This window comes from Pseudomonas sp. CIP-10, from assembly GCF_020911845.1.
GTDB lineage: Bacteria > Pseudomonadota > Gammaproteobacteria > Pseudomonadales > Pseudomonadaceae > Aquipseudomonas > Aquipseudomonas alloputida.
The window spans coordinates 790319-813366 of the sequence record NZ_CP087160.1; the positions used below are offsets into that span (position 1 = coordinate 790319).

A 23048-nucleotide genomic window follows, 5' to 3' on the forward strand; every position below is an offset into this window, starting at 1 on the left:
TCAAGGAGTCTCGGTTGGGCTGGCGCTCGGCTGCACTCAGGGTTTGAAGGCGTGACGGGCGTTTCCACGGGGCATGCCCAGGTGGCTGCCGTTGGGGCTGCTGCTACGTTTTCGAGGAAGGGGACGCGGCTTTGCGCTAGCTGCCGCTCACAGGCGGGCGCCTGGTAACGGAAGATGGGCAGCAGGGAGGCGTGGCGCTGAGGCCGGTGTGCGGCGGTGTGGCGACGGGGCGCTTGGGCAGCATGGTCATCGATTGATTCACCTTGTTGTATGGTCATCTATATGAATCTGGCCAAAGTATTCGCGCTGCCATGGAATACTGTCAAGTGAAGGTAGTCGCATCGTCTTGGGTGGCCATTTAGCCCCGGCAGGCAATACTTCTCTCTATACGCAGGCGTGTTCCTGGTGGCGCGCGCCGCTGGGAGGTGTCTGGTGAACAAATTAACGATTGTGGGTGCCGGCCTGGTCGGCGAGGCGGCGGCGCAGATCATCGCCCGCGATGAGTTGTGCCGTGAGCTGGTGCTGATGGACGTGCAGGGTGAGCTGGCGCAGGGCAAGGCGCTGGACGTTTGGCAGGCGGCTGTGGATTCAGGTTCCGATACCCATGTTCACGGCGGGGCCAAAGCCGAGATGCTGGAGGGTTCCGAGCTGGTGGTGATCACGGCGGGCGTGCCGCGCAAGCCCGGCCAGTCGCGCCAGGATGTATTGAGTACCAACCTGCCAATCCTCGACAGCATCATGGCGGATATCAAGCACCACGCGCCGACAGCGACGGTGCTGGTGGTGTCCAACCCGGTCGATGTGCTCACCTATCGCGCCTGGAGCGTCAGCGGGCTAGGGCGCGACAAGGTCTTCGGGCAGGCGGGGGTGCTGGATACCGCGCGCATGAAGTGCTTCATCGCCGAGCAAACCGGGTTTTCTGCACGGGATATCACGGCGTTGGTGCTGGGCGGGCATGGCGACAGCATGGTGCCGCTGATGCGCTACTGCCAGATTGGCTCGGTGCCGTTGTCGCACTTCCTGTCCAGCGAGCAGATCGAACAGATTGTCGAGCGCACCCGTAAGGGCGGCGGCGAGATTCTGGGGTTGAAGAAGACGGGGAGCGCCTGCGATGCACCGGGCGTGGCCATTGCGCAGATGGTCGATGCGATCGCCAACGGGCGGAACCGTATTTTGCCGGCGGTGGCGATTCTTGAGGGCGAGTATGGGCGAACGGATATCGCCATGGGTGTGCCCTGTGTATTGGCAGAGAAGGGGCTTGCGCGGGTGATCGAGTTGCCGCTGGATGTGCAGGAACAGGCGATGTTCGACCACTCTGCAGATCAGGTGGCGCGGGATATTGCAGAGATGAAGGCGTTGTAGGGCTTGAAGCGTCATGCATCGGGTGTGGCGGCTCGGGCAGTGGGGAACACTTTGCCTCCGTACCTGTCACACCCGTTCATTGGGGTTCAGACCCACCATTACCAAGGAGAGGTAGGCATGGCTTTCGACGCTTTCATCCAAATCGACGACATCGCTGGCGAAGCGCTGGATGAGCAGTACACCAACTGGATCGAGATCAATGGCTACAACTTCGGCGTCAATCAAAGCACGTCGGCAACCGCAAGCTCTTTCGGCGGTGCAACATAGGGATGTACCACCTTGACTAACTTCACCTTCACCAAGTTTCTCGACAGCGCGAGTTCCAAGCGGCTGGAAGCCAGCTGCTCGGACCCGCATCTCAATGAAGTATCGGAATGAATGAAGTTGAGCCTGGGCTAATTGCGATTCTGATTCTTGCACCCATGATGCTGGCGATGGTCGTACAGTGTTTCATCGCACATAAATACACTGAGTACTACGAGTCGTTGCTAACGCGCTGTAGCTTCGTGACCGGCAATAAAATCACGTTTCAACATGCAGGCCTTCTGGGCAAGGTTATGCGTACGGGTTTGATCTCCATGGTGCTGGCTATACCGAGCCTCTTCGTGCGCAGGGGGGTGATTGACTTCGATGAAGTCAAACGTTTCCCCTCAAGCATGAGACGACTGCTGGTGAGTCTGTTGGTCATTCACATCCTGCTGGCCACCGCGCTGATTATTTTCACTTACGCGTAGCCTGGCCGCTCCTGCATGGGGCGCGGTCAGGCCTGTCGGTTTTTGCACGAGCCGCAGCCCTCAGCGCTGATAAGCCTTGCCGAAATGCCGTTCCAGGCGTGCCTGCAGCAGCTCCAGCAGTATCGACAGCACCCAGTAGATCACGGCGGCGGTGGTTAGCATTTCCAGGTAGCGATAGCTCGAACGCCCATACGACTGCGCCAGAAACATCACCTCCCAAACCCCCATCACGGAAATCAGCGACGAGTCCTTGAGCATCGAAATGAACTGGTTGGCGGTGGGCGGAATGATCACCCGCATGGCCTGGGGCAGGATGATGTGGCAGAAGATCTGCGGCGTGCGCATGCCCAGCGCCAATGCTGCTTCACGTTGCCCACGGGCCACGCCGAGGATGCCGGCGCGGAAGATCTCGCTCAGGTAGGCCCCGTAATTCAGCGACAAGGCAATGATGCCGGCGCTGATGGCGCCGGGTACCAGGCCAACCTGCGGCAGCCCCAGGTAGATCAGCAGAATCTGGATCAGCAGCGGTGTGCCACGGAAGAACGAGGTGTAGAAGCTGGCCACACCCACCAGCACCGCGCTGTTGGATAACCGCGCCAGCGCGGCGGCAAAGCCGAGCAGCACGGATACCACCATCGAGCACAGGCACAGGAACAGGGTCAGTGCGGCGCCTTGCAGAAAACCATTGGGCCCCAGCTTGAAACCGGCCAGGTTGGGAAACTTCTCCAGAATGATGGCGAACTTCAGGTCAAAGCTGAGGAAGAAGGCGACAAACAGCCCGAACAGCGCCAGCCAGGTCAGCAGTAACCGGGTGCGAAAGCCGAACAGGCCGGCGCCCGCAGGCTTTGCCACGGGCTTGGGGGAGGGAGGGAAGGTGCTCATTTGCTGATGTCGGCGCCAATCCATTTCTGCGACAGCTTGGCCAGGGTGCCATCAGCCTTCAGCTCGGCGAACACCTGGCGTACCTTGGCATCCCACTCGGGGTCGCCTTTTTCGATGGCCACCGCGTTGGGCTCTTCATACAGCGGCGCACCGGCCAGCTTGAAGCGCTTGTCTTGCTGCAGGCGCGGCTGCGCGGTCACCAGGTTGGTAATGATGGCGTCCAGGCGCACGCCAGTGCCCAGGCCCAGGTCCTGGAAGGCGACGTTTTCAGTGTCGTAGGGTGCAGCCTGCACGAAGTCGAACGGGTAATCGATCTTCTGGTCTTCCTTGCCTTCAATGACCAGGTTCTTGTTCAGGTAGCTTTCGTAGCTCGATGCACTGATCGAACCTACCTTGCGGCCTTCCAGGTCTTTGGCGCCATGGATGCGCTCATCCGAGGCATTGACCACGATCACGGCGGGCGATGCGTAGTACTCCACGGGGAAGTCGAACACCTCGGCGCGCGCCTTGCTCGGGGTCATCGAGCAAATGCAGATGTCGTAGCGCCCGCTCCAGCGGCCAGCGGCAATCACGTCCCAGGACGGTGTTTCCAGGCGCAGTTTGACGCCGAGCTTGTCGGCCACTGCCTTGGCCACGTCCACGTCGTAACCGTCGAGCTGGTTGTGGTCATTGAGGAAGGAAAACGGCGGGTAGCTTTCCATCAGCACGTTGACCATTTCCTTGCGCGATTCAACCCGCTCCAACGTGGCGCCAGCAAAGGCTTGGGTGGCAGTTGCGAGCAGTACAAGGCCCGCACCCAGCAGAGAAGAAAATCGCATGTACATACCTGATATGTTGGGCAAATGGGTGATAGGGTATTTAATAGTTATAACCCTAATCCCCATAATGAATTTTATTCATAAGAACCTTCAGAGAAGTTATATGGCAGAGCGAACGATGGTAATTCTGGACGGTGGCATGGGCCGAGAGCTGCAGCGCAGCGGTGCACCGTTTCGCCAGCCCGAGTGGTCGGCGCTGGCGCTGAGCGAGGCGCCGGAGGCGGTCGTGGGCGTGCATGCAGCCTTCATCGATGCGGGTGCGCAGGTCATCACCAGCAACAGCTATGCAGTAGTGCCGTTCCACATCGGTGAAGAACGCTTTGCCGCCGAAGGGCGACAGCTGGCCCATATCGCCGGCCAGCTTGCGCGGCATGCGGCAGATAGCGGCGCGCACCCGGTCAGGGTGGCCGGTTCGCTGCCGCCGCTGTTCGGGTCCTACCGCCCCGACCTGTTCCAGCCCGAGCGTGTGGCAGAGGTGCTGACCCCGTTGCTCCAGGGCCTGGCCCCGCATGTTGACCTGTGGCTGGCCGAAACCCAGAGTTCCGTGGCCGAAGTGCGGGCCATTCATAGCCATTTGCCGGCAGACGGCAGGCCGTTCTGGGTGTCCTTCACCCTGCAGGACGAGGACGTCGACGAGGTTCCGCGCCTGCGTTCCGGTGAACCGGTGGCCGACGCCATCGAAGCCGCAGTCAGCCTGGGGGTGGCTGCGGTGTTGTTCAACTGCAGCCAGCCGGAAGTGATCGGCGCCGCCATTGATGTCGCGCGCTCCGTCATCGAGCGGCACAACGCCGAGATTGCCATCGGTGCCTATGCCAACGCCTTCCCGCCGCAGCCCAAAGAAGCCACTGCCAACGATGGCCTGGACGAACTGCGCGAAGACCTCGATCCGCCGGGTTACCTGGCATGGGCCAAGGACTGGCGTGCGCGCGGTGCCAGCATGGTCGGCGGTTGCTGTGGCATCGGCCCGGAGCACATCGCCGAGCTGAAACGCAACCTGGCCTAAGCGCCCACGTGGCCGGGCGGCTTTTGCAGCGCCCGGCCCGCAGCCATTAAAAAAAACGCCAGTCAGACCCGGATTCCATCGTTTTTCAGGCCTCCGTCATCTCCCTATAGTCCGCTGAAGGCCGATGCTGCATCGGTGTACACAACTCAGCTGGGCGGGAACCGGATATGAACAACAACGAAAAAATCGAGGGCAATGCTGCGGCCGGTGTGGGGACGCGGGTCGTGTGGAGCGGGGAACAGGTACAGCACCCGTACAACGCCACGCAGACCCCGATCGTGGTCAGCGCCGCTTATGGCTACAACGATATCGATGCCTGGTACGACGTGGCGCAGGGCAAGCAGCCGGGCTTCATCTACAGCCGCATGAGCAACCCCACGGTCGCCACGCTGGAAGCAAAACTGGCCGAACTGGAGCAAGCCGAGTCGGCAGTCGCGTTCAGCAGCGGCATGGCGGCCATCAGTGCTGTGCTGCACACCTTCCTGTCCAACGGCAAACGCGTGGTGTCGACCCGCGACAGCTATGGCGGCACCAACAAGATCTTCGAAGAGTTCCTGCCGCGCATGGGCGTGCAAGTGTGCCTGTGCGATACCTTGGACACTGAAGCGCTGGAGCGCGAGATTGCCGCCGGTTGCGACCTGCTTTACCTGGAAACCCCCACCAACCCGACGCTGAAGGTGCTGGACATTCGTCGGCTGAGCGCCGCTGCGCACAAGGTGGGGGCGCTGGTGGTGGCCGACAACACCTTTGCCACGCCACTGAACCAGAACCCGCTGGCGCTGGGCGTGGATGTGGTGGTGCACAGCGCAACCAAGTTTCTGTCCGGGCATGGTGACGTGCTGGGTGGGGTGGTGTGCGGCGCGGAGGCGTTGATGGCCCAGGTGCGGCACTACCGGGAAATCAACGGTGCGGCGCTGGACCCGTTCTCGGCCTACCTGATCATCCGCGGTATCAAGACCCTGGCAGTGCGCCTGCGCCAGCAGCAAGCCAGTGCCATGGCGTTGGCCCTTTACCTAAGCACTGAGCCGTTGGTTGAAGCGGTGAACTACCCAGGTTTGCCGGCGCATGCCGGGCATGCCATTGCCAAGGCGCAAATGCGCGGGTTTGGCGCCATTGTCAGCTTCGTGCTGAAAGGCGGCATGCCGACCGTGGCCCGTTTGCTGCCGCGGCTGAAGTATGCCCACCGGGCCGGCAACCTTGGCGCGGTAGAGACCATCTATGGCCCGGCGCGCACCACCAGCCATGTCGAGAACACTTTGGAAGAGCGCCTGGCGCTGGGCATTTCCGAAGGGCTGGTGCGCATTTCAGTGGGCATCGAGGAAACCGATGACCTGCTGGCGGACCTGGCACAGGCCTGTGCATCGGTGCGTGAGGAACTGGCCGTCGCAAAGGAATTGCACGCTGACGCAGACACCTGCCAGCGCCCGGTGCAGGCCTGAGGCTGGCGCGTAGCACTCACCCGTGCGGTGGGTGCCACTTCATGAAGTCGAACAAAAACAATATGCAAGGCAACTCGATTCGCTCTGCCAAGACGAGGTCGTTGCTACGTCCTTGCCCGCCAACTTTCATGAGTAACCCACAATGTCCGTGCAGACAACCACAACTAGAAATGCCTCGGCGCATACCTTCAAGCAGGATATGCAAACCCGCCACATCGTCATGCTGGCACTGGGCGGTGTGATAGGCACCGGCCTGTTTCTCACGTCGGGCTACACCGTTAACCAGGCCGGCCCGTTGGGCGCGGTTATCGCCTACATACTCGGCGCAATCATGGTGTACCTGGTCATGATGTGCCTGGGCGAGCTGGCGGTACACATGCCGGAAGTCGGCTCGTTCAGCAGTTACGCCACGCGTTACCTCGGCCCGGGCACCGGTTACATGGTGGCCTGGATGTACTGGCTGACCTGGACGGTGGCCATCGGCTCCGAATTCACCGCCGCGGGCATCCTGATGGTGCGCTGGTTCCCCGACACGCCGGTATGGATGTGGAGTGCGCTGTTCGGTGCCGCGGTGTTCATCAGCAATATCATTTCGGTGCGATCGTTCGCCGAAACCGAATTCTGGTTGTCACTGGTCAAGGTGTTGGCCGTCATCGCCTTTCTGGTGGTGGGCGGCGGGGCCATTCTGGGTGGCTTCGAGATCCAGCAGGCGCACAGTGCAGGGCTGGGCAATTTCACCCGTGAAGGGTTGTTCCCCACCGGTTTCTGGTCAATTGCCATGACCCTGCTGGCAGTGGCCTTCGCGTTCTCGGGTACCGAGCTGATCGGTATCGCTGCCGGCGAAACCAAAGACCCGGAAAAGAACGTGCCCAAGGCCATTCGCACCACGGTCCTGCGCCTGGCGCTGTTCTTCATCGGCACCATCTTTGTACTGGCCACCTTGCTGCCGCGTGAACAGGCCGGGGTTATTGAAAGCCCGTTCGTGATGGTCTTTGCGATGATTGGTATCCCGTATGCGGCCGATATCATGAACTTCGTCATCATCACCGCGCTGCTGTCTGCCGCCAACTCCGGCCTCTACGCCGCTTCGCGCATGCTCTGGACCCTTAGCGATCAAGGCAACATGCCCCGCCGTTACGCCACGCTGTCGCGCCGCGGCACACCCTTCAATGCAATCGTGCTGAGCATGGCTGGCGGCATGGCTTCGCTGTTGAGCAGTGTGTTTGCCCCCGACACCATCTACCTGGCGCTGGTGTCGATTTCAGGTTTGGCCGTGGTGGTGGTGTGGATCAGCATTGCGGCCAGCCAGATCGCATTCCGCCGTCATTACATCGCCAGCGGCGGCAAGCTCGAGGACCTCAAGTTCCGGGTGCGTGGCTACCCGTTCGTACCACTGGGGGCCATTTTCTGCTGCGTACTGGCCTGCGTCGGCATTGCCTTCGACCCTGCTCAGCGTGTTGCCTTGTACTTCGGCTTGCCCTTCATTGCCTGGTGCTACCTGGCCTATTGGCTGACGTGCAAGTACCGCAGCCGCCGTACGGCCCCGCTGGAAATCGTCGCCCCAGGTTCCGAGGCCGCCTGAGCAGGTGATACTAGGCCACCGGAACCTAGCCACGAGAAGCCGCCGATGACCCAGAAAACCTTGCCCCCCCTGAACTGGCTGAGAGCCTTCGAAGTGTCGGCGCGTTACTTGAACTTCACCCATGCGGCAGAAGAGCTGCACCTGACCCAAGGGGCCGTGAGCCAACAGATTCGTCACCTGGAAAGCCAATTGGGCGTGGCGCTGTTCAAGCGCCTGCCGCGCGGGTTGGGGCTGACCGAAGAAGGGCAGTCCTACCTGCCGGTGGTGCAGGACGCCATCAGCCGCCTTGCGGTCGGCACCAATGAAATCTTCGGGCAACGCCAACGTCGGCCCCTGAAAGTACGGGGCAGCCTGTCGTTCCTGCACTTCTGGCTGGCCCCCCGGCTGGCCGACTTTCGGCGTTCGCACCCGCAGGTGGACATCCGCTACATCAGCAACCTGTGGGTCAAGGAGCTGGATGCCGAAGATGATCTGGAAATCCGCTGGGGCAGCGGGCAGTGGGCCGGGGTAGAGGCGCAGCGCCTGACCCGCGACATGCTGGTGCCGGTGTGCGCACCCGCGCTGCTGGCCGGTTGCCCGCTGCGCGACCCGCGCGACCTGGCCCGTGTGCCGTTGCTGCATGTGCTGGGTTACGAGGAGGGGTGGGGCTACTGGCTGGAGCGGGTCGGCGCCGATCAGGTCGACTCTTCCAGTGGCCTGCAGTTCGACACGCTGGTGTCGACCCTGCGCATGGCGGAGCTGGGGCTCGGGGTGGCGCTGGCACGCTCGTCGCTGGTCGAGGACCTGCTGCAGGAGGGGCGGCTGGTCGCTCCCTTTGCCCAGCGTATCGAGGCAAGCGAGTCGTTTTTCCTGGTACGCGGCCTGGGTGAAGCGTTGTCCCCCGATGCCCAGGCGTTCAGCCATTGGCTGGTGGCCATGGCGCATCGTTAATTTACGTAGCTATCTGGAGCACCGATGCAGTACACATCCACGCGCGGCAACGAGACACGGGTCGATTTCCGCACGGCATTGCTTTCTGGCCTGGCCGACGATAGCGGGCTTTATGTGCCCACCTCGGTGCCGGTGTTCAGCCCACAGGAAATTGCCAGCTGGTCGTGGTTGCCCTTCGACGAACTGGCCTGGCGGGTGATGGCACCGTTTGTCGGCGATACCCTCGACGAGCCTACCCTCAGGGCGCTGGTCAGCGACAGCTATCGCGGGTTCCGCCACCGCGGCATTGCGCCGTTGCAGCAGCTTGGCCATAACGAATGGATCCTGCAGCTTTTCCATGGGCCTACCCGGTCCTCCAAGGACTTTGCCGCGCAGTTGCAGGCGCGTTTTGTCCGGCACTTTCTGGGGGCGGAGTGCGAGCGGGTCATGCTGGTCGGTGCCAGCAACGGCGATACCGCAGTAGCGGCTATCGAAGCGTTGCGGCATTGCCCGGCAGCAGGCTTGCTGGCGCTATACCCCAGCGCAGGCACGCCCGCCGACCGCGCGGCAGTGATGCGCAGCGCCGCGTCCGACAGCGTAAGCTGTGTGGCCGTGGATGGCAGCTTTGACGATTGCCAGTCGCTGGTGTCGGCGCTGCTGCGTGACTGGCCATGCCCCGGGCTGATTCCGGTCAGCTTCAACTCCACCAACTGGGTCGGTGTGCTGGCGCAGATCGTGTTCTATTTCCATGCGGCGCTGCAGCTCGGTGGCGGGATACGCCCGGTCGGGTTCAGCATCCCCACGGCCAGTTTTGCCGAGATCTACGCGGGGTTCATTGCCCAGAAAATGGGCCTGCCGATCAACCAGATCATCGTCTCCACCAACCGCAACGATGCCTTGCACCGGTTCATCCACTGCAACCGCTACAGCCGTGGTTCAACCAGCCAGACCTTGTCACCGGTCATGGACTTTTCGCTGTTCTCCAACCTGGAGCGCTTCGTCTGGGAACTGTATGACCGCGATGGCGGGGCAACCCGGGCACTGATGGAGCACTTCGAGGCGTGTGGCGAGCTGAGCATCGGCAACCGCCAGTGGTTGCATGCGCGCATGCTGTTCGACTCCTATGCCGTGGACGACGTGCTGATTCGCGAAGAAATTGTCACGCTGTTCCACGAAACGGGCAGCGCAGTAGACCCTCATGCCGCGACAGGGGTATTCGCCGGGCGCCTGCACCGGCGCAACATCGGTGCGCCCATCGTCACGCTGGGGCAATTTGCCCCCGAAAAGTCTGCCGGGCTGCTGGCGGAGCTGGGGGCCTGGCACGGTGAGGTGCCCGCCGGCGCGGTCGGCACAGCGGGTGATGGGCCGCTGTTGGCAGCTGACGACCTGGCCGGTGTTCATGCCTTGTTGGCCCGGTTGCAGGCTGGGCGATGAAGCGCATCCTCGACCCCCTGGACGAGCGCATTCTCGCCGAGCTCACCGCCAATGCGCGTATTGCCCACGCCGAGTTGGGGTTGAAGGTGAACCTGTCGCGCAATGCGGTACGCCAGCGCATCGAGCGGCTGGAGCGCGACGGCGCCATTCAGGGTTATACCCTGCGCATCGGTGAGGGCAGACGGCCGGCGTCGTTGATCAATGCGGTGATCTTCGTCTACCGCTATGACCGCATGCGCGGTGAGGCGGTACTCGATGCGCTGCGCCAGATCCCCGAGGTGATCCAGTGTGAAGTGCTCAGCGGCGAGTTCGACCTGATGTTGCGCGTCGAGGCCTCCAGCCCGGAGCGGGTGCACCATGTGTGGAAGGAAATCGCTGCCATGCCCGGGGTGGAGAACACGGTGACTTCGTTCGTTCTGGCCGCGGTGGTCTGAACTGCGTCTTTGCATTGGCTAGCACAACGCCGCCTGGGTTCGCGCCCAGGCGGCGTTGTGCGTTTTGCCCCGGCGCAGGTGCGCGCTTTGCACTGGCCAGATTGGCCAATAAATACAGCGGATTGCCATATTCAACTGGCAGTGCACGGCTCTTACGCTAGTCCTCATCGACCCACTGCCTGGACAGGACAGCAAACCATGACCGAATACAAAATTGCACTCGTTGGCTTTGGTGGCGTTAACCGCGCGCTTGCCCAACTGATCGCCGAACGCAATGCGCGCTGGCAGCACGAGTTGGGCTTTGGCCTGAAAATCGTTGGTGTCACCGACTTGTTCCTGGGGTCGGTGATCGACCGCGACGGCCTGGATGCCGCCATGCTGGCCGCGCTGCCGGCCCAGAAGGGCGCGCTGGCGCAAATCCCTCAAGGTTCGGCCGAGGCGTTCAATGAGGCGGTGATCAAGCAATCAGGCGCCGACATCATCGCCGAGGCCACATTCACCAACCCCAAGGACGGTGAGCCGGCGGCAACCTTCTGCCGCTGGGCGCTGGAGGCGGGCAAGCACGTGGTCACCACCAACAAGGGGCCGATTGCCTTGCATGCCCAGGCGCTCAAGGCTTTGGCCAAGGCCAACAATGTGTCGTTCGAATACGAAGGCGCCGTCATGAGCGGCACACCGGTGCTGCGCATGGCGCGCCAGACCCTGGCGGGCGCGGGCCTGGTAGGTTTCGAGGGCATTCTCAACGGTACCTCTAACTATGTGCTCACGCGCATGGAGGAAGGGCTTGGCTTCGACGAGGCGGTGGCCCAGGCACAAGCGCTTGGCTTTGCCGAGGCTGACCCGACCGCCGATGTGGAAGGCCATGACGTACGCCTGAAGGTGGTGATCCTCGCCAATGAGTTGCTCGGCGCCTGTTTGCAGGTGGGTGATGTGGCCTGCAGCGGTATCAGTGCCATCGACAGCGCAGCTATCGAGCGGGCACAGGCGGCGGGCGAGCGCTGGAAGCTGATCGGCAGCGCCCGCCGTGAAGCTGACGGCTCGGTGCGAGCCAGCGTCGAAGCGAAGCTGTTGCCTGGCCATCACCCCTTGGCGGGTATTTCAGGCGCCACCAATGCGCTGGCGTTCGACACCGAGTTGCTGGGGGCTGTAACCGTGTCCGGCCCGGGTGCGGGGCGCATTGAAACGGCTTTTGCCCTGCTGTCGGACATTGTCGCCATTCACACCGCCGGCCATTCGGCCTGAGGAGCAACGTTCATGAGCCTGACTTCCGTATCGCGGGCGCTTGTTCAGCAACCCGCCTTGATCGATGTGTACAACCCCTTCGATGGCAGCCTGGTTGGCAGCGTCGACAACCTCGGCGCAGAAGCGGTGCCTGCCTTGCTCGCCCGTGCCCATCAGGGGGTGCGTGAAAGTGCGGCGCTGCCCCGGCACCGCCGGGCCGCTATTCTGGAGCACGCCGCTCAGCTCATTGAACGGGATGCGGCAGACTTTGCCGGCCTGATCGTCGATGAAGCGGGCAAGACCCTGCGCCAGGCCGAAAAAGAGGTCAAACGCTGCATCAACACGCTCAAGCTGTCTGCCGAAGAGGCGCGGCGCAACGCCGGTGAGGTGGTGCCTTTCGATGCCTATGAAGGCTCCGAATCGCGTCAGGGCTGGTTCACCCGCGAGCCGTTGGGGTTGATCCTGGCCATTACCCCGTACAACGACCCGCTCAACCTGGTGGCGCACAAGCTGGGGCCAGCACTTGCAGGGGGCAATGCGGTCATTCTGAAACCCTCGGAGTTGGCCCCTCTTTCTGCCCTGAAACTGGTGCAGTACCTGGTGGAGGCAGGGTTGCCGGAGGCCGTCGTCACCGTAGCCACAGGGGGCGCCGAACTGGGCAAGGCGCTGGTGGCTGTGCGTGAGGTGCGCATGGTTTCCTTTACGGGCGGTTTCGCGACGGGCGAAAAGATTGCGCACGGGGCTGGCTTGAAAAAACTTGCCATGGACCTTGGCGGCAACGCCCCGGTGCTGGTGCTCAAGGACTGCGACCTTGAAGCCACGGTCGAGTCGTGTGTGTCGGGCGCGTTCTGGGCCGCCGGGCAGAACTGCATCGGCACCCAGCGCATTCTCGTGGATGCCTCGATCTACGAGGCGTTTCGTGCACGCTTTGTGGCATTGACCCAGGCGATGGTCTGGGGCGATCCGGGCCGGCGCGAAACCGACATGGGGCCGATGATCACCGAAGCGGCTGCACGGCAGATCGAAGCACGCGTCAACCAGGCGCTTGAGGGTGGTGCCCGCCTGCTCTGCGGCCACCAGCGTCAGGGTGCGGTCTATGCGCCGACAGTGCTCGAAAGCGTTGACCCCGTCAGCCGGCTGTGGCTCGAAGAGGTTTTTGCGCCGGTGGTGATGCTGGCGCCCTTCGAGACTGTCGAGCAGGCGATAGCGCTGGCCAATGCCCCGGAGTACAGCTTGCATGCCGGTGTGTTCACCCGTGACCTGTCGCTGGCGTTGAGCCTGGCCCGGCGTATCGAGGCCGGCGGTGTAATGATCAACGACTCTTCCGACTACCGCTTCGATGCCATGCCATTTGGTGGTGCCAAGTATGGGAGTCTTGGGCGTGAGGGGGTGCGGTTCGCCTACGAGGACATGACCCAACCCAAAGTCGTCTGCTTCAACCAGATGGGTTGAGGGGGAGGGCACCTCGATGATCACTCGCTACGGATCAAGCGCGCGGATGTCACTGGCGGTCAGTTACAGGGGCCTGTTTGAAACGGCAGGCATCGTGGCGGATGACCTGCAACAGGATGTGCAGGGGCAGTTGCGTCAGGCGCTGAGCGTGATCGACGGCCTGATGGTGCAAGCCAACGTCGGCAAGGCGCAGCTGACGCGGGTTCAGATGTGGCTTGCCGACTACCGCCACTTCGACCTGGTCAACGAAGTGTACGACGCCTGGTTGCAAGGCTGTGCAAAACCGGTGCGGGCCTGCGTAGGCGCCGCCCTGGGGGATGGCTACCTGGTAGAGGTGCAGGTGTTCGCTGTGTGCCCCGAATAGCCCTTTTCTCTATGACGAGTACCACGGGTCAACGCACAAACCGTGGTACCGCCCGTACATAGATCAGTTCGCTCACCAGCTCTACCAGGGTTTGCGTGATCACGGCTGCCGCCGCCAACCCGCGCATCTCTTCTGGCAACGCCAGCGCCAGCGGCAGCACCACCAGCGAGTTGCGCGTGGCTGCGCTGAAGGTCACCGAGCGTGCCTCGCTGGCCGGCAGGCGCAGCAGGCGCGCACAGATGAAGCCGAGCACCGGCGCCAGCAGCATGAAGCCGATGTATACCGGAACCACCGGCAGCAAACGGTCGAAATCACGCAGTACCACGGCAATCTGCGAAGCGATCACCACCATCAGCACCAAGGCCATCGCCGGCACCGGCAACCACGCCCAGGCGTCGTTCCACGTCGCGATTGCGCGCGAGCGCCGGGCACCGGCGCTGGTGAGTACCGCGAGGGCCATCGGCAAAACGATCAACAGCACGAAGGCTTCCAGGAACGGGGTGATGGAGATTGCCACCTCGCTGCTGCCACCCAGCATCAGGGCCAGGTACACCGGCAGCAGCACCAGTTGCGCCAGCAATAACAGGGGGGTTGCGGCCAGTGTCAGGCGTGAGTCGCCTTTGCCAATGTGGGTGAACACCACCACGTAGTCGATGCAGGGCGTAAGCAGCACCAGCAAGGCACCGACGAGGATCGCCGGGTGTTCCACCAGCCCGCGGGTGATGGCCCAGACAAGCAGCGGAACGAGCATGAAATTGGCCAGTAGCAGGGCCGTGATGAAGCGGCGGTTACCCAGGCCCTGGCGCAGGTCGAGGAAGGGTATTTGCAGGAACATCGCGTACATCAACACGGCGATGGCGGGAGTGATCAGGGCTTCCAGATGCCGTGCGCTGTGGCTGGCCATCAAGCCGAAGGCAACGGCTGCGAGCACGGCAGCGAAGTAGATCGGGATCTGGTGGGTCTCGAGTTGTTCTCTGGTCAAGGTGTGGCCTGTGCGGTGATCAACTGGGAACGCGGTCTTTGTGGGAGCGACCTTGCGTCGCGATAGGGCCGCAAAGCGGCCCCTGCAATCTATGCATGATGCCGCGATCCTGGGGCCGCTGCGCGGCCCTATCGCGACGCAAGGCCGCTCCCACAGGGATCGCGCCAGCTTTTACAAATTGAGCAAGACAGTTGCTCCTCCAAAGAGCAGCAGTGCGTGTGAAACAAACGAAATCAAACGAAAAAGCCCGGCACTGGGCCGGGCTTTTTCACTTCAGGCAAGCGCCAATCAGTTGCCGTAAACCGGCAGCTTCTTGCAGATGGCCTTGACCTTCTCACGGACAGCGTCGATCACCGCTTCGTTGTTCAGGTCGGCCAGGATGTCGCAGATCCAGCCGGCCAGTTCCTTGCACTCGGCTTCCTTGAAACCACGGGTGGTCACGGCTGGGGTGCCGAAACGCAGGCCCGAGGTGACGAACGGCGAACGCGGGTCGTTCGGTACCGAGTTCTTGTTGACGGTGATGAAAGCTTTGCCCAGTGCGGCGTCAGCATCCTTACCGGAGATTTCCTGCTTGATCAGCGACAGCAGGAACAGGTGGTTCTGGGTGCCACCGGAAACCACGTCGAAACCGCGCTCGATGAACACGCTGGCCATGGCCTGGGCGTTCTTCACGACCTGCTGCTGGTAAGCCTTGAACTCTGGCTGCAGGGCTTCCTTGAAGCAGATGGCCTTGGCCGCGATGACGTGCTCCAGCGGGCCGCCCTGGGCGCCCGGGAAGACGGCGGAGTTCAGCTTCTTCTCGATGTCGGCGTTGGCACGGGCCAGGATCAGGCCGCCGCGCGGGCCGCGCAGGGTCTTGTGGGTGGTGGTGGTGACCACGTCGGCGAACGGAACAGGGTTCGGGTACACGCCAGCGGCAACCAGGCCGGCAACGTGGGCCATGTCGACGAACAGGTAGGCACCGACCTTGTCGGCGATGGCGCGGAAGCGGGCGAAGTCCAGAACCTGCGAGTAGGCCGAGAAGCCGGCAACGATCATCTTGGGCTTGTGCTCGACAGCCAGGCGCTCGACTTCGTCGTAGTCGATCAGGCCGTTGCCGTCGATGCCGTACTGGATGGCGTTGTACAGCTTGCCCGAGGAGCTTACCGAAGCACCGTGGGTCAGGTGGCCACCGTGTGCCAGGCTCATGCCCAGGATGGTGTCACCGGCCGACAGCAGGGCCAGGTAGACGGCAGCGTTGGCCTGGGAGCCAGCGTGCGGCTGTACGTTGGCGTAGTCGGCGCCGAACAGCTCCTTGGCACGGTCGATGGCCAGTTGCTCGACGACGTCGACGTACTCGCAACCGCCGTAGTAGCGCTTGCCTGGGTAGCCTTCGGCGTACTTGTTGGTCAGGACCGAGCCCTGGGCTTCCATGACTGCCGGGCTGGTGTAGTTTTCCGAAGCGATCAGCTCGATATGCTCTTCCTGGCGCAGAGCTTCTTGCTGCATGGCTTCGAAGAGCTCGGCGTCGTACTTGGCAATGGTCAAATCACGGCTGAACATGGCGGTCCTCAAGGATCGGGGTAATTTGGGTGTGCATTCTAACCGATTGATTCGCGGCTGGCATATGAAGTGGCGTCAAGTCGCAGACCAATGGGCTTCATCTTGCATCCCGCGCCGTTTCTGGGCTGGGCGTGGGCAGGAGTTGACCTGGAAGTCCGCTTTTTATGCAGGATTGTGTCGCGACACCGTACGTGTAGGAGCGGGTTTACCCGCGAAGAAGCCGGCGCGGTAGATGGCATCGGCTTCGCCGGTGTTCGCGGGTAAAACCGGTCCTACCGGGACCTTGCGAGCAGGCAGCGTGCGGGTCAATGGAACATGAACAAGGTCTCGTTGGAGAATTGCGCCTCGAACTGATGCGCCGGCATCGGCCGCCCGAACAGATAGCCCTGCACCTCGTCGCAACCATGCTCGCGCAGAAACTCCAGCTGTTCGTGGGTTTCCACGCCCTCGGCGATGACTGCCAGGTTGAGGCTGTGGGCCATGGCGATGATCGCCCGGGCAATCTGCGCGTCCTGTTCGCCTTCGGGCAGACCGTCGACGAAGGTACGGTCGATCTTCAGGACGTCGATGGGGAACTGCTTGAGGTAGTTGAGCGATGAGTAGCCGGTGCCGAAGTCGTCTACCGCAATGCTCAGGCCGAGGTTCTTCAGGCTGGCAAGAATCTGCAGCGCCTCGTTCACCTCACGCATCAGGATACTTTCGGTCAACTCCAGTTCCAGGCACGCCGGCGGCAGGCCGCTTTCTTCCAGGATGTTGGCAATCCGCGTGCCCAGTTGGCCGTCTGAGAACTGCCGCGCCGAAATATTCACCGACACTTTCGGCACTCGCACCTTGGCCTTGTGCCAGGCCTTGAGCTGGCGGCTGGCCTCGCGCAGCACCCAGTCGCCCACGTCCACCACCAGGCCCAGTTCTTCGATCACCGGGATGAAGTCACCCGGCGGCACCAGGCCACGGGTTGGGTGACGCCAGCGCAGCAGCGCCTCGGCGCCGGTCAGGCGCTTGCCGTCGCCGCTGAACTGCGGCTGGTAGTAGAGGATGAACTCGTTCTGCTCCATGGCATGGCGCAGGTCGCTTTCCAGCTCCAGACGCTCCAGGGCGCTGGCGTTCATTTCGGCCTGGTAGAACTGGAAGTTGTTCTTGCCGCGCTCCTTGGCGTGGTACATGGCGGTGTCGGCGTTCTTCATCAGTTGGCTCAGCTCACTGCCATCCTGCGGGCTGAGGGCGATGCCGATGCTGGCGGTGACGAAGAACTCGCGGTTTTCCAGCACGAACGGCCGCACCAGGCTGCCGAGGATGTTCTCGGCCACGTGGATGGCGCGGTTCAGGGCCATTTCGCGGGTGGGGCGCGGCTGCAGCAGCAGGGTGAACTCGTCGCCGCCCATGCGTGCCACCGTGTCGTCGTCATCCACGCAGGCCAGCAGGCGCAGGGCCATGTCCTTGAGCATGCGGTCGCCGGCCGCATGGCCGAGGGAGTCGTTGATCGGTTTGAAGCGGTCTAGGTCGAGGAACATCAGCACCACCCAGGCCTTCTGCCGCTCGGCCTGCTGCAGGGCATTGTACAAACGGTCCTGGAACAGTGTGCGGTTGGGCAGGTGGGTAAGGGCGTCGTAGTAGGCCAGGCGGTGGATGCGCTGTTCGCTGGCCTTGCGTTCGCTGATGTCGGTGAAGAAGCACACGTAGCTGGCCAGGTCGCCTTCGTCGTCCAGTACCGCAGTGATGCCGACCCAGGCCGGGTAGTGGTCGCCGTCACGGCGCTTGAGCCACACCTCACCTTCCCAGCTGCCGCGCTGGTGCAGTTGCTTGACCACATAGCGCAGGTGGCCTTCCTGCTGTTCGTCGACAGTGAGCATGCCCGGCAATTGGTCGAGCACTTCACTGACGGCGTAACCGCTGACGCGGCTGAACGCCTCGTTGGCCTGGACGATATAGCCGGCCGGGTCGGTGATGAGGATCGCCGACGTGGAATGTTCGAATACGGTCGCGGCCATGCGCAGGTCTTTTTCGGCACGACGTTGCTGGCTGATGTCGCGGCCCACCCCGAGTACGCCTTCGAAGCGCTGGTCATCGTCCCACACCAGCACCAGGCGCAGCTCGATCGGGATCTTGCGGCCATCGGCACGCAGGCAGTCGAACAGGAACAGTTGGGTGGGTAACTGGCTGCACAGTTGCGCCATCTGCGCCGGATCGCCCATGGCCTTGCTGACACGCTCCATCAGGCTGTAGACGCCGGTGAGCTGGGCCGGGTTGGCGACGATCGACTGCCAGCCGTTGGCGAAGATCCAGTCGGCCTGGTAGCCCAGCACGCTCTGTACCGAGGGGCTGACATAGTTGAGCTTGAGCTGGTTGTCGGTGGAAAAGATCACGTCACTGATGCTTTCGGCGAGCATGCGGTAGCGTTGCTCGCTGTCACGTAGCGACTGGCTGGCCTCGATCTGAACGGTCACATCCTTGCCCACACCGATGATGCGCGTCACCAGGCCTTCGGCGTTGCGGGTCAGCACTTGCTCGCGGATGTCGTAGCAGCGCCAGCTTCCGTCGCGGTGGCGGAAGCGCAGCTGGCAGTGCAGCGGTTGGTCATGACCGCTGTCGCGCTGTTGCTGGCGCAGTGCCTGGTAGTGTGCGGCGTCCTCGGGGTGCAGCAGCAGCTCCCAGAAGCGGTCGCCCATCTGTGCCAGCTCGGTGCGGTCGTAGCCCAGGGTCTGGCCGAGGTGGCGGTTGCTGAAGATCATCCGCTGGCTGGGCACATCCTGCACATACAACTGGTCGGGTACGGTGCGTACCACGTCCGACCAGAAGCTTTCGCGTTCCAGTAGCGACAGCTCCACCTGTTTGCGGCTGGTGATATCGCTGATGCTGAGGATCACCGCCTGGTGATCACGACGCTGCAGCGGCAGGCGGGCCATCAGCCACAGGTGCAGCTCGTCGCCCTGCGGTGTCGGCAAGCGCACTTCCAGCTCCAGCAGCGGGCGTTGTTCGATCAGTGCGTCGATCAGTTGCATGCCGACGCTGTCTCGGCTGTCGCCAGTGCCATTGATCAGCCGCTGCCAGGCACCTTCGTGGCAGTCGATGTTCAGCAGCTGGCGCGCCACTTGGTTGACCTCGGTGATCTTCAGCTCCAGCAGCAGCGAGCGGCGCAGGTTCGGGTCCAGCGCCAGGCTGTGCTTGAGTGCGGCCCGGTTACGCAGGTGGTAGCGATCGAGCTGGCCAGGCAGGCTGGACAGGTCGAGCACGCACAGGGCAACGCCGGTGCCTTCAAAAATTTCCTGATAACGCCGACGGTCTTCCTGCAGCGCCCGCTGGCGGCGACGCATGTTGATCAGCGCCAGTACCGGCAGCAGGGCGCAGAACAGCACCAGCAGGCACTTGCCGAACAGCGCCGGCAGTAATTTTTGTCGGGCCAGTTTGGCGTCGAACAGACCGCGTAGCTGCCAGGTGCTGTTTTCGATAAAGGCCAGCATCACGCTTTGCAGCGGCTCGTCGCTGGTGTCGGTTGCGGTATGGCGCTGCAGCACCTCGCCGCTGCGGCTGTTTTCCAGCAGCCACTGCGGGTGGCCACTGCCCTCGAGGTGGAGGGTAAGCTCGCGGTAATAGTCCGGTGACAGGCGCAGTAGCCAGTAGCCGCTACCCTGTGAGGCATCCTGGCGCAGCAACAGGTACAGGATGTGGTTGTCGGCCGAATTGGTGAAGAAGTACGGGCGTCCCTGGCTCAGCACGAGCAACTCGTCAAGCGACTGGCGGTCGGGGCTGCCGGCCAGGCTGTCGGCGCGTAGCTGCCCGGTGTTGTTCAGCCAGGCCATGCTCTGCAGGGCGGGGAGGCGCTCGCGCAGGGTACCGAGCAGGCTGGGCAGGGCGGCAGGTGTTGGTGCATCAAGGTAGGGTTGCACCACGTTTACGGCCTGTTGCGCCTTGAGCGCCATGTTCAGGCTCAGATGGTCGGCCAGTTCCGCGGAGGCGTCCAGGCTCTGTTTGCGCAATTCGGCCTGGGTATGATTGAACTGGGCGAACAGCTGCCACAGCAGCAGGCCCAGCAGGATCAGGGCCAGCAGCGCCAGCGCACCCTTGATCGACCCGCGCAGGATAGTTGCGGGTGCTTGTGGGGCGGAACGCAATGACGACGGATGAGTAAGGTTGGTCAAGCGTTGATCCTGCGATTGGGCTGGCGATGGCAGGGAATGATCGTGCACGGAGCGTGCCGGCGCCGGGCTTGCGCACCGCGGTGGCGCACTATAAAGCCGGACACCCGAAACCGGCTAGCATGCCTCGGATTATGGCGAAGTGCCAGCCATGTTGACCGGTGGTGGCTGCCCGGTGGTTCGGCAAGCCCCTGTAACCTGTGCGAGAATAGCGCCCGCTATACATGACAACGCATCGGAGATGTTCGCTTTTGGTTACTCACTTTTCCTCCAATGGCCTCGATTCCGCCTGCGGGCGCAGCAGTCAGACCCTTGTCAGTACTGCCGTGACCGAGGACGTATCCTGCAAGTCTTGCCAGCGTTCGCTGGGCAAACCCGAGGCGGCCGCTGCCGCCAAAAGCAAGGCCCCATCGCTGGCTGAACTGCGCAAGACCGCCAAGGTGGCAGCAGAGCCGGCTGTTGCCGTGGCGGCGGCCAAGCCGGCAGCCAAGGTGGTCAGCACTGCGCCTGCACCTGGCAAACCGGCCAAGGCGGCCGAGCAGCACCCTGCCCGCAGCGGCGGCTTCAGCGTGAAGTCCGCCTGGGCCGCACGCCTGGCCGAGCAGGGCGACCGTTGCCGCTTGCCGCGGGGCAAGGCCAAACAGCGTCACGTCTGAGCCTCTTCGGCTGCTGTGCCGGCCCTTTCGCGGCTAAAGGCGCTCCCACAGGTACTGCATTGCCCTTGAAGGCAGTCAGATCCCTGTAGAAGCGGCTTTAGCCGCGAAGAGGCCAGCACAGGCAATAGATTCCCCCCAGGGATCACCCCGATCACACCCCACTATCGGCCCCTCCTATGCAACGCCGCGCGTTGGCGTAGAATGGTCGACTTTGTTCAATGACACCCCGTAAACACATCCCACTGGCCACCGCGTGCCGGGGCGATCGGCGATGTCTTTACCTATCTGATTAGAGGGCTTGGTTTTGGCTCAATACGTCTACACCATGCATCGGCTGAGCAAGGTCGTGCCGCCGAAGCGGGAAATTCTCAAGAACATTTCCCTGTCGTTCTTCCCTGGCGCCAAGATTGGCGTACTTGGCCTGAACGGCGCCGGTAAATCGACCCTGCTGCGGATCATGGCGGGCGTCGACAAGGAATTCGACGGCGAAGCCCGTCCGATGCCCGACATCAACGTGGGTTACCTGCCACAGGAACCGCAACTGGACCCAACCAAGACCGTGCGTGAAGTGGTCGAGGAAGCGGTCAGCGTAATCAAGGACGCCCAGGCCCGCCTGGACGAGGTCTACGCGGCCTACGCCGAGCCGGATGCCGACTTCGACAAGCTGGCCGCCGAGCAGGCCAAGCTGGAAGCCATCCTGCAGGCCGCTGATGGCCACAACCTGGAGCGCCAGCTGGACGTCGCTGCCGACGCCCTGCGCCTGCCCGCCTGGGATGCGCGCATCGAACACCTGTCCGGTGGTGAGAAGCGCCGTGTGGCCCTGTGCCGCCTGCTGCTGTCGGCCCCCGACATGCTGCTGCTCGACGAACCCACCAACCACCTGGACGCCGACTCGGTGGCCTGGCTGGAGCGCTTCCTGCACGACTTCCCGGGTACCGTGGTAGCCATTACCCACGACCGTTACTTCCTCGACAACGTCGCCGGCTGGATCCTGGAGCTGGACCGCGGCGCCGGCATCCCGTACGAAGGCAACTACTCGGGCTGGCTGGAAGCCAAGTCGGAGCGTCTGGCGCAGGAATCCAAGCAGCAGAGCGCCCACGAGAAGGCCATGAAAGAGGAACTGGAGTGGGTGCGCAAAGGCGCCAAAGCGCGCCAGTCCAAATCCAAGGCCCGTCTGCAGCGCTTTGAAGAAATGCAGTCGCAGGAATTCCAGAAGCGCAGCGAAACCAACGAAATCTACATCCCGGCCGGCCCGCGCCTGGGTGACAAGGTTATCGAGTTCAAGAACGTCACCAAGGGCTACGGTGACCGTGTGCTGATCGACAACCTGTCGTTCGCCATGCCCAAAGGTGCCATCGTGGGCGTTATCGGTGGTAACGGTGCCGGTAAGTCGACCCTGTTCCGCATGTTGATGGGCAAGGAGCAGCCGGACTCGGGCAGCATCGAGATCGGTGAAACCGTGCAGTTGGCCTGTGTGGACCAGAGCCGCGAGGACCTGGACGGCGCCAAGACCGTGTTCCAGCAGATCTCTGACGGTTCCGACCAGATCCGCATCGGCAACTACGAGATCCCTTCACGTACCTACGTTGGCCGCTTCAACTTCAAAGGTGGCGATCAGCAGAAGTTCGTCAAGGACCTGTCCGGTGGTGAGCGTGGCCGCCTGCACCTGGCCCTGACCCTGAAGGAAGGCGGTAACGTTCTGCTGCTCGACGAACCGTCCAACGACCTCGACGTCGAAACCCTGCGTTCGCTGGAAGAAGCCCTGCTGGACTTCCCGGGCGCCGCGATCGTGATTTCCCACGACCGTTGGTTCCTGGACCGTGTGGCTACTCACATCCTGGCGTACGAAGACGACTCGAATGTGGTGTTCTTCGAAGGTAACTACACCGAGTACGAAGCCGACCGCAAGAAGCGTCTGGGTGATGCAGCAGCCCAGCCGCACCGTGTACGGCACAAGAAACTGGCCCAGTAAGCTGGTTTTCTGATGCACAAGAATGGGGCCCCAAGGGGCCCCATTTTTGTGCCTGGCGGACCGCTATAAAGGGCGAGGCGAAGGTGTATTTTGTATACACTTACATAAAACGCACCAAATAATTTCAAA

General features: G+C 62.6%; 18 protein-coding genes and 1 pseudogene. 14 read left to right on the plus strand and 5 right to left on the minus strand.

The features are described 5' to 3' along the window. The first annotated feature begins 432 nt into the window (after window positions 1-432). The 3 genes and pseudogenes from LMH93_RS03605 (at window position 433) to LMH93_RS03615 (ending at window position 2096) form a co-directional block, all read left to right on the plus strand. Complete coding sequence (locus LMH93_RS03605) at window positions 433-1362, plus strand: malate dehydrogenase (protein ID WP_230064836.1); 930 nt, start codon at window positions 433-435, stop codon at window positions 1360-1362. A 117-nt stretch (window positions 1363-1479) separates the two neighbouring features. Beyond that, a pseudogene (locus LMH93_RS03610) lies at window positions 1480-1731 on the plus strand (Hcp family type VI secretion system effector); the annotation flags it as partial. Between the two features lie 5 nt (window positions 1732-1736). Beyond that, a complete protein-coding gene (locus LMH93_RS03615) occupies window positions 1737-2096 on the plus strand; it encodes a hypothetical protein (protein WP_054888536.1) in 360 nt (119 codons plus the stop codon). A 60-nt stretch (window positions 2097-2156) separates the two neighbouring features. Here the strand turns inward: LMH93_RS03615 and LMH93_RS03620 are convergent, their stop codons facing one another. Together LMH93_RS03620 and LMH93_RS03625 are read right to left on the minus strand one after the other, a co-directional pair. Further along, a complete protein-coding gene (locus LMH93_RS03620; RefSeq protein WP_003247513.1) occupies window positions 2157-2978 on the minus strand; it encodes an amino acid ABC transporter permease in 822 nt (273 codons plus the stop codon). Then, a complete protein-coding gene (locus tag LMH93_RS03625; RefSeq protein WP_003247511.1) occupies window positions 2975-3796 on the minus strand; it encodes an ABC transporter substrate-binding protein in 822 nt (273 codons plus the stop codon). The genes LMH93_RS03620 and LMH93_RS03625 overlap by 4 nt, the downstream gene beginning before the upstream one ends. Before the next feature lie 118 nt (window positions 3797-3914). On the opposite strand from LMH93_RS03625, the gene LMH93_RS03630 reads away from it, so the two are divergent. The 9 genes from LMH93_RS03630 (at window position 3915) to LMH93_RS03670 (ending at window position 13634) form a co-directional block, all read left to right on the plus strand. Continuing rightward, entirely contained in the window at window positions 3915-4799 is an 885-nt protein-coding gene (locus LMH93_RS03630) for a homocysteine S-methyltransferase family protein (protein WP_019750412.1), read from the plus strand. A gap of 167 nt (window positions 4800-4966) precedes the next feature. After that, on the plus strand, window positions 4967-6238 hold the full coding sequence (locus LMH93_RS03635) for a cystathionine gamma-synthase family protein (RefSeq protein WP_230064837.1): 1272 nt from the start codon (window positions 4967-4969) through the stop codon (window positions 6236-6238). 142 nt (window positions 6239-6380) lie between these two features. Further along, window positions 6381-7820 (plus strand): amino acid permease, encoded by a 1440-nt coding sequence (locus LMH93_RS03640; RefSeq protein ID WP_010951918.1) that lies wholly within the window; start codon window positions 6381-6383, stop codon window positions 7818-7820. 45 nt (window positions 7821-7865) lie between these two features. Continuing rightward, window positions 7866-8750 (plus strand): LysR substrate-binding domain-containing protein, encoded by an 885-nt coding sequence (locus LMH93_RS03645; RefSeq protein ID WP_014859427.1) that lies wholly within the window; start codon window positions 7866-7868, stop codon window positions 8748-8750. A 24-nt stretch (window positions 8751-8774) separates the two neighbouring features. After that, window positions 8775-10163, plus strand: a complete 1389-nt coding sequence (locus LMH93_RS03650) for a threonine synthase (RefSeq protein WP_230064838.1) — start codon at window positions 8775-8777, stop codon at window positions 10161-10163. Then, window positions 10160-10597, plus strand: coding sequence for an Lrp/AsnC family transcriptional regulator (locus tag LMH93_RS03655; protein WP_010951921.1), 438 nt, complete (start codon window positions 10160-10162; stop codon window positions 10595-10597). Before LMH93_RS03650 ends, LMH93_RS03655 begins: the two co-directional genes overlap by 4 nt. A 198-nt stretch (window positions 10598-10795) precedes the next feature. Next, window positions 10796-11839 (plus strand): homoserine dehydrogenase, encoded by a 1044-nt coding sequence (locus tag LMH93_RS03660; RefSeq protein ID WP_012051145.1) that lies wholly within the window; start codon window positions 10796-10798, stop codon window positions 11837-11839. A gap of 12 nt (window positions 11840-11851) precedes the next feature. Continuing rightward, window positions 11852-13270: an aldehyde dehydrogenase family protein gene (locus tag LMH93_RS03665; protein WP_230064839.1), complete on the plus strand. Its 1419-nt coding sequence runs from the start codon at window positions 11852-11854 to the stop codon at window positions 13268-13270. Window positions 13271-13286: 16 nt separating this feature from the next. After that, window positions 13287-13634 (plus strand): RidA family protein, encoded by a 348-nt coding sequence (locus LMH93_RS03670; RefSeq protein WP_029380514.1) that lies wholly within the window; start codon window positions 13287-13289, stop codon window positions 13632-13634. A gap of 28 nt (window positions 13635-13662) precedes the next feature. On the opposite strand, the gene LMH93_RS03675 is transcribed toward LMH93_RS03670, so the two are convergent. From LMH93_RS03675 to LMH93_RS03685, 3 genes are all read right to left on the minus strand, one after another. After that, window positions 13663-14616: an arsenic resistance protein gene (locus LMH93_RS03675; protein WP_185279728.1), complete on the minus strand. Its 954-nt coding sequence runs from the start codon at window positions 14614-14616 to the stop codon at window positions 13663-13665. A gap of 288 nt (window positions 14617-14904) precedes the next feature. Beyond that, entirely contained in the window at window positions 14905-16158 is a 1254-nt protein-coding gene (gene glyA, locus LMH93_RS03680; protein WP_003247505.1) for a serine hydroxymethyltransferase, read from the minus strand. A gap of 305 nt (window positions 16159-16463) precedes the next feature. Further along, window positions 16464-20294: a sensor domain-containing protein gene (locus LMH93_RS03685; protein ID WP_064615048.1), complete on the minus strand. Its 3831-nt coding sequence runs from the start codon at window positions 20292-20294 to the stop codon at window positions 16464-16466. Window positions 20295-20542: 248 nt separating this feature from the next. On the opposite strand from LMH93_RS03685, the gene LMH93_RS03690 reads away from it, so the two are divergent. Both LMH93_RS03690 and ettA read left to right on the plus strand, forming a co-directional pair. Then, window positions 20543-20947: a hypothetical protein gene (locus tag LMH93_RS03690; RefSeq protein WP_098089767.1), complete on the plus strand. Its 405-nt coding sequence runs from the start codon at window positions 20543-20545 to the stop codon at window positions 20945-20947. 304 nt (window positions 20948-21251) lie between these two features. Beyond that, the gene (gene ettA, locus LMH93_RS03695) at window positions 21252-22919 is read left to right on the plus strand and encodes an energy-dependent translational throttle protein EttA (RefSeq protein ID WP_003247499.1); all 1668 of its coding nucleotides are present in this window, start codon (window positions 21252-21254) and stop codon (window positions 22917-22919) included. The last annotated feature ends 129 nt before the right edge of the window (window positions 22920-23048 follow it).

Bases quoted from the DNA above. Each gene is read 5' to 3' on its own strand.
- glyA (WP_003247505.1), bottom strand. From the start codon at position 16,158: ATGTTCAGCCGTGATTTGACCATTGCCAAGTACGACGCCGAGCTCTTC.
- LMH93_RS03645 (WP_014859427.1), top strand. From the start codon at position 7,866: ATGACCCAGAAAACCTTGCCCCCCCTGAACTGGCTGAGAGCCTTCGAA.
- LMH93_RS03630 (WP_019750412.1), top strand. From the start codon at position 3,915: ATGGTAATTCTGGACGGTGGCATGGGCCGAGAGCTGCAGCGCAGCGGT.
- LMH93_RS03615 (WP_054888536.1), top strand. From the start codon at position 1,737: ATGAATGAAGTTGAGCCTGGGCTAATTGCGATTCTGATTCTTGCACCC.
- LMH93_RS03665 (WP_230064839.1), top strand. From the start codon at position 11,852: ATGAGCCTGACTTCCGTATCGCGGGCGCTTGTTCAGCAACCCGCCTTG.
- LMH93_RS03660 (WP_012051145.1), top strand. From the start codon at position 10,796: ATGACCGAATACAAAATTGCACTCGTTGGCTTTGGTGGCGTTAACCGC.
- LMH93_RS03635 (WP_230064837.1), top strand. From the start codon at position 4,967: ATGAACAACAACGAAAAAATCGAGGGCAATGCTGCGGCCGGTGTGGGG.
- LMH93_RS03625 (WP_003247511.1), bottom strand. From the start codon at position 3,796: ATGCGATTTTCTTCTCTGCTGGGTGCGGGCCTTGTACTGCTCGCAACT.
- LMH93_RS03655 (WP_010951921.1), top strand. From the start codon at position 10,160: ATGAAGCGCATCCTCGACCCCCTGGACGAGCGCATTCTCGCCGAGCTC.
- LMH93_RS03620 (WP_003247513.1), bottom strand. From the start codon at position 2,978: ATGAGCACCTTCCCTCCCTCCCCCAAGCCCGTGGCAAAGCCTGCGGGC.
- LMH93_RS03640 (WP_010951918.1), top strand. From the start codon at position 6,381: ATGTCCGTGCAGACAACCACAACTAGAAATGCCTCGGCGCATACCTTC.
- LMH93_RS03650 (WP_230064838.1), top strand. From the start codon at position 8,775: ATGCAGTACACATCCACGCGCGGCAACGAGACACGGGTCGATTTCCGC.
- LMH93_RS03670 (WP_029380514.1), top strand. From the start codon at position 13,287: ATGATCACTCGCTACGGATCAAGCGCGCGGATGTCACTGGCGGTCAGT.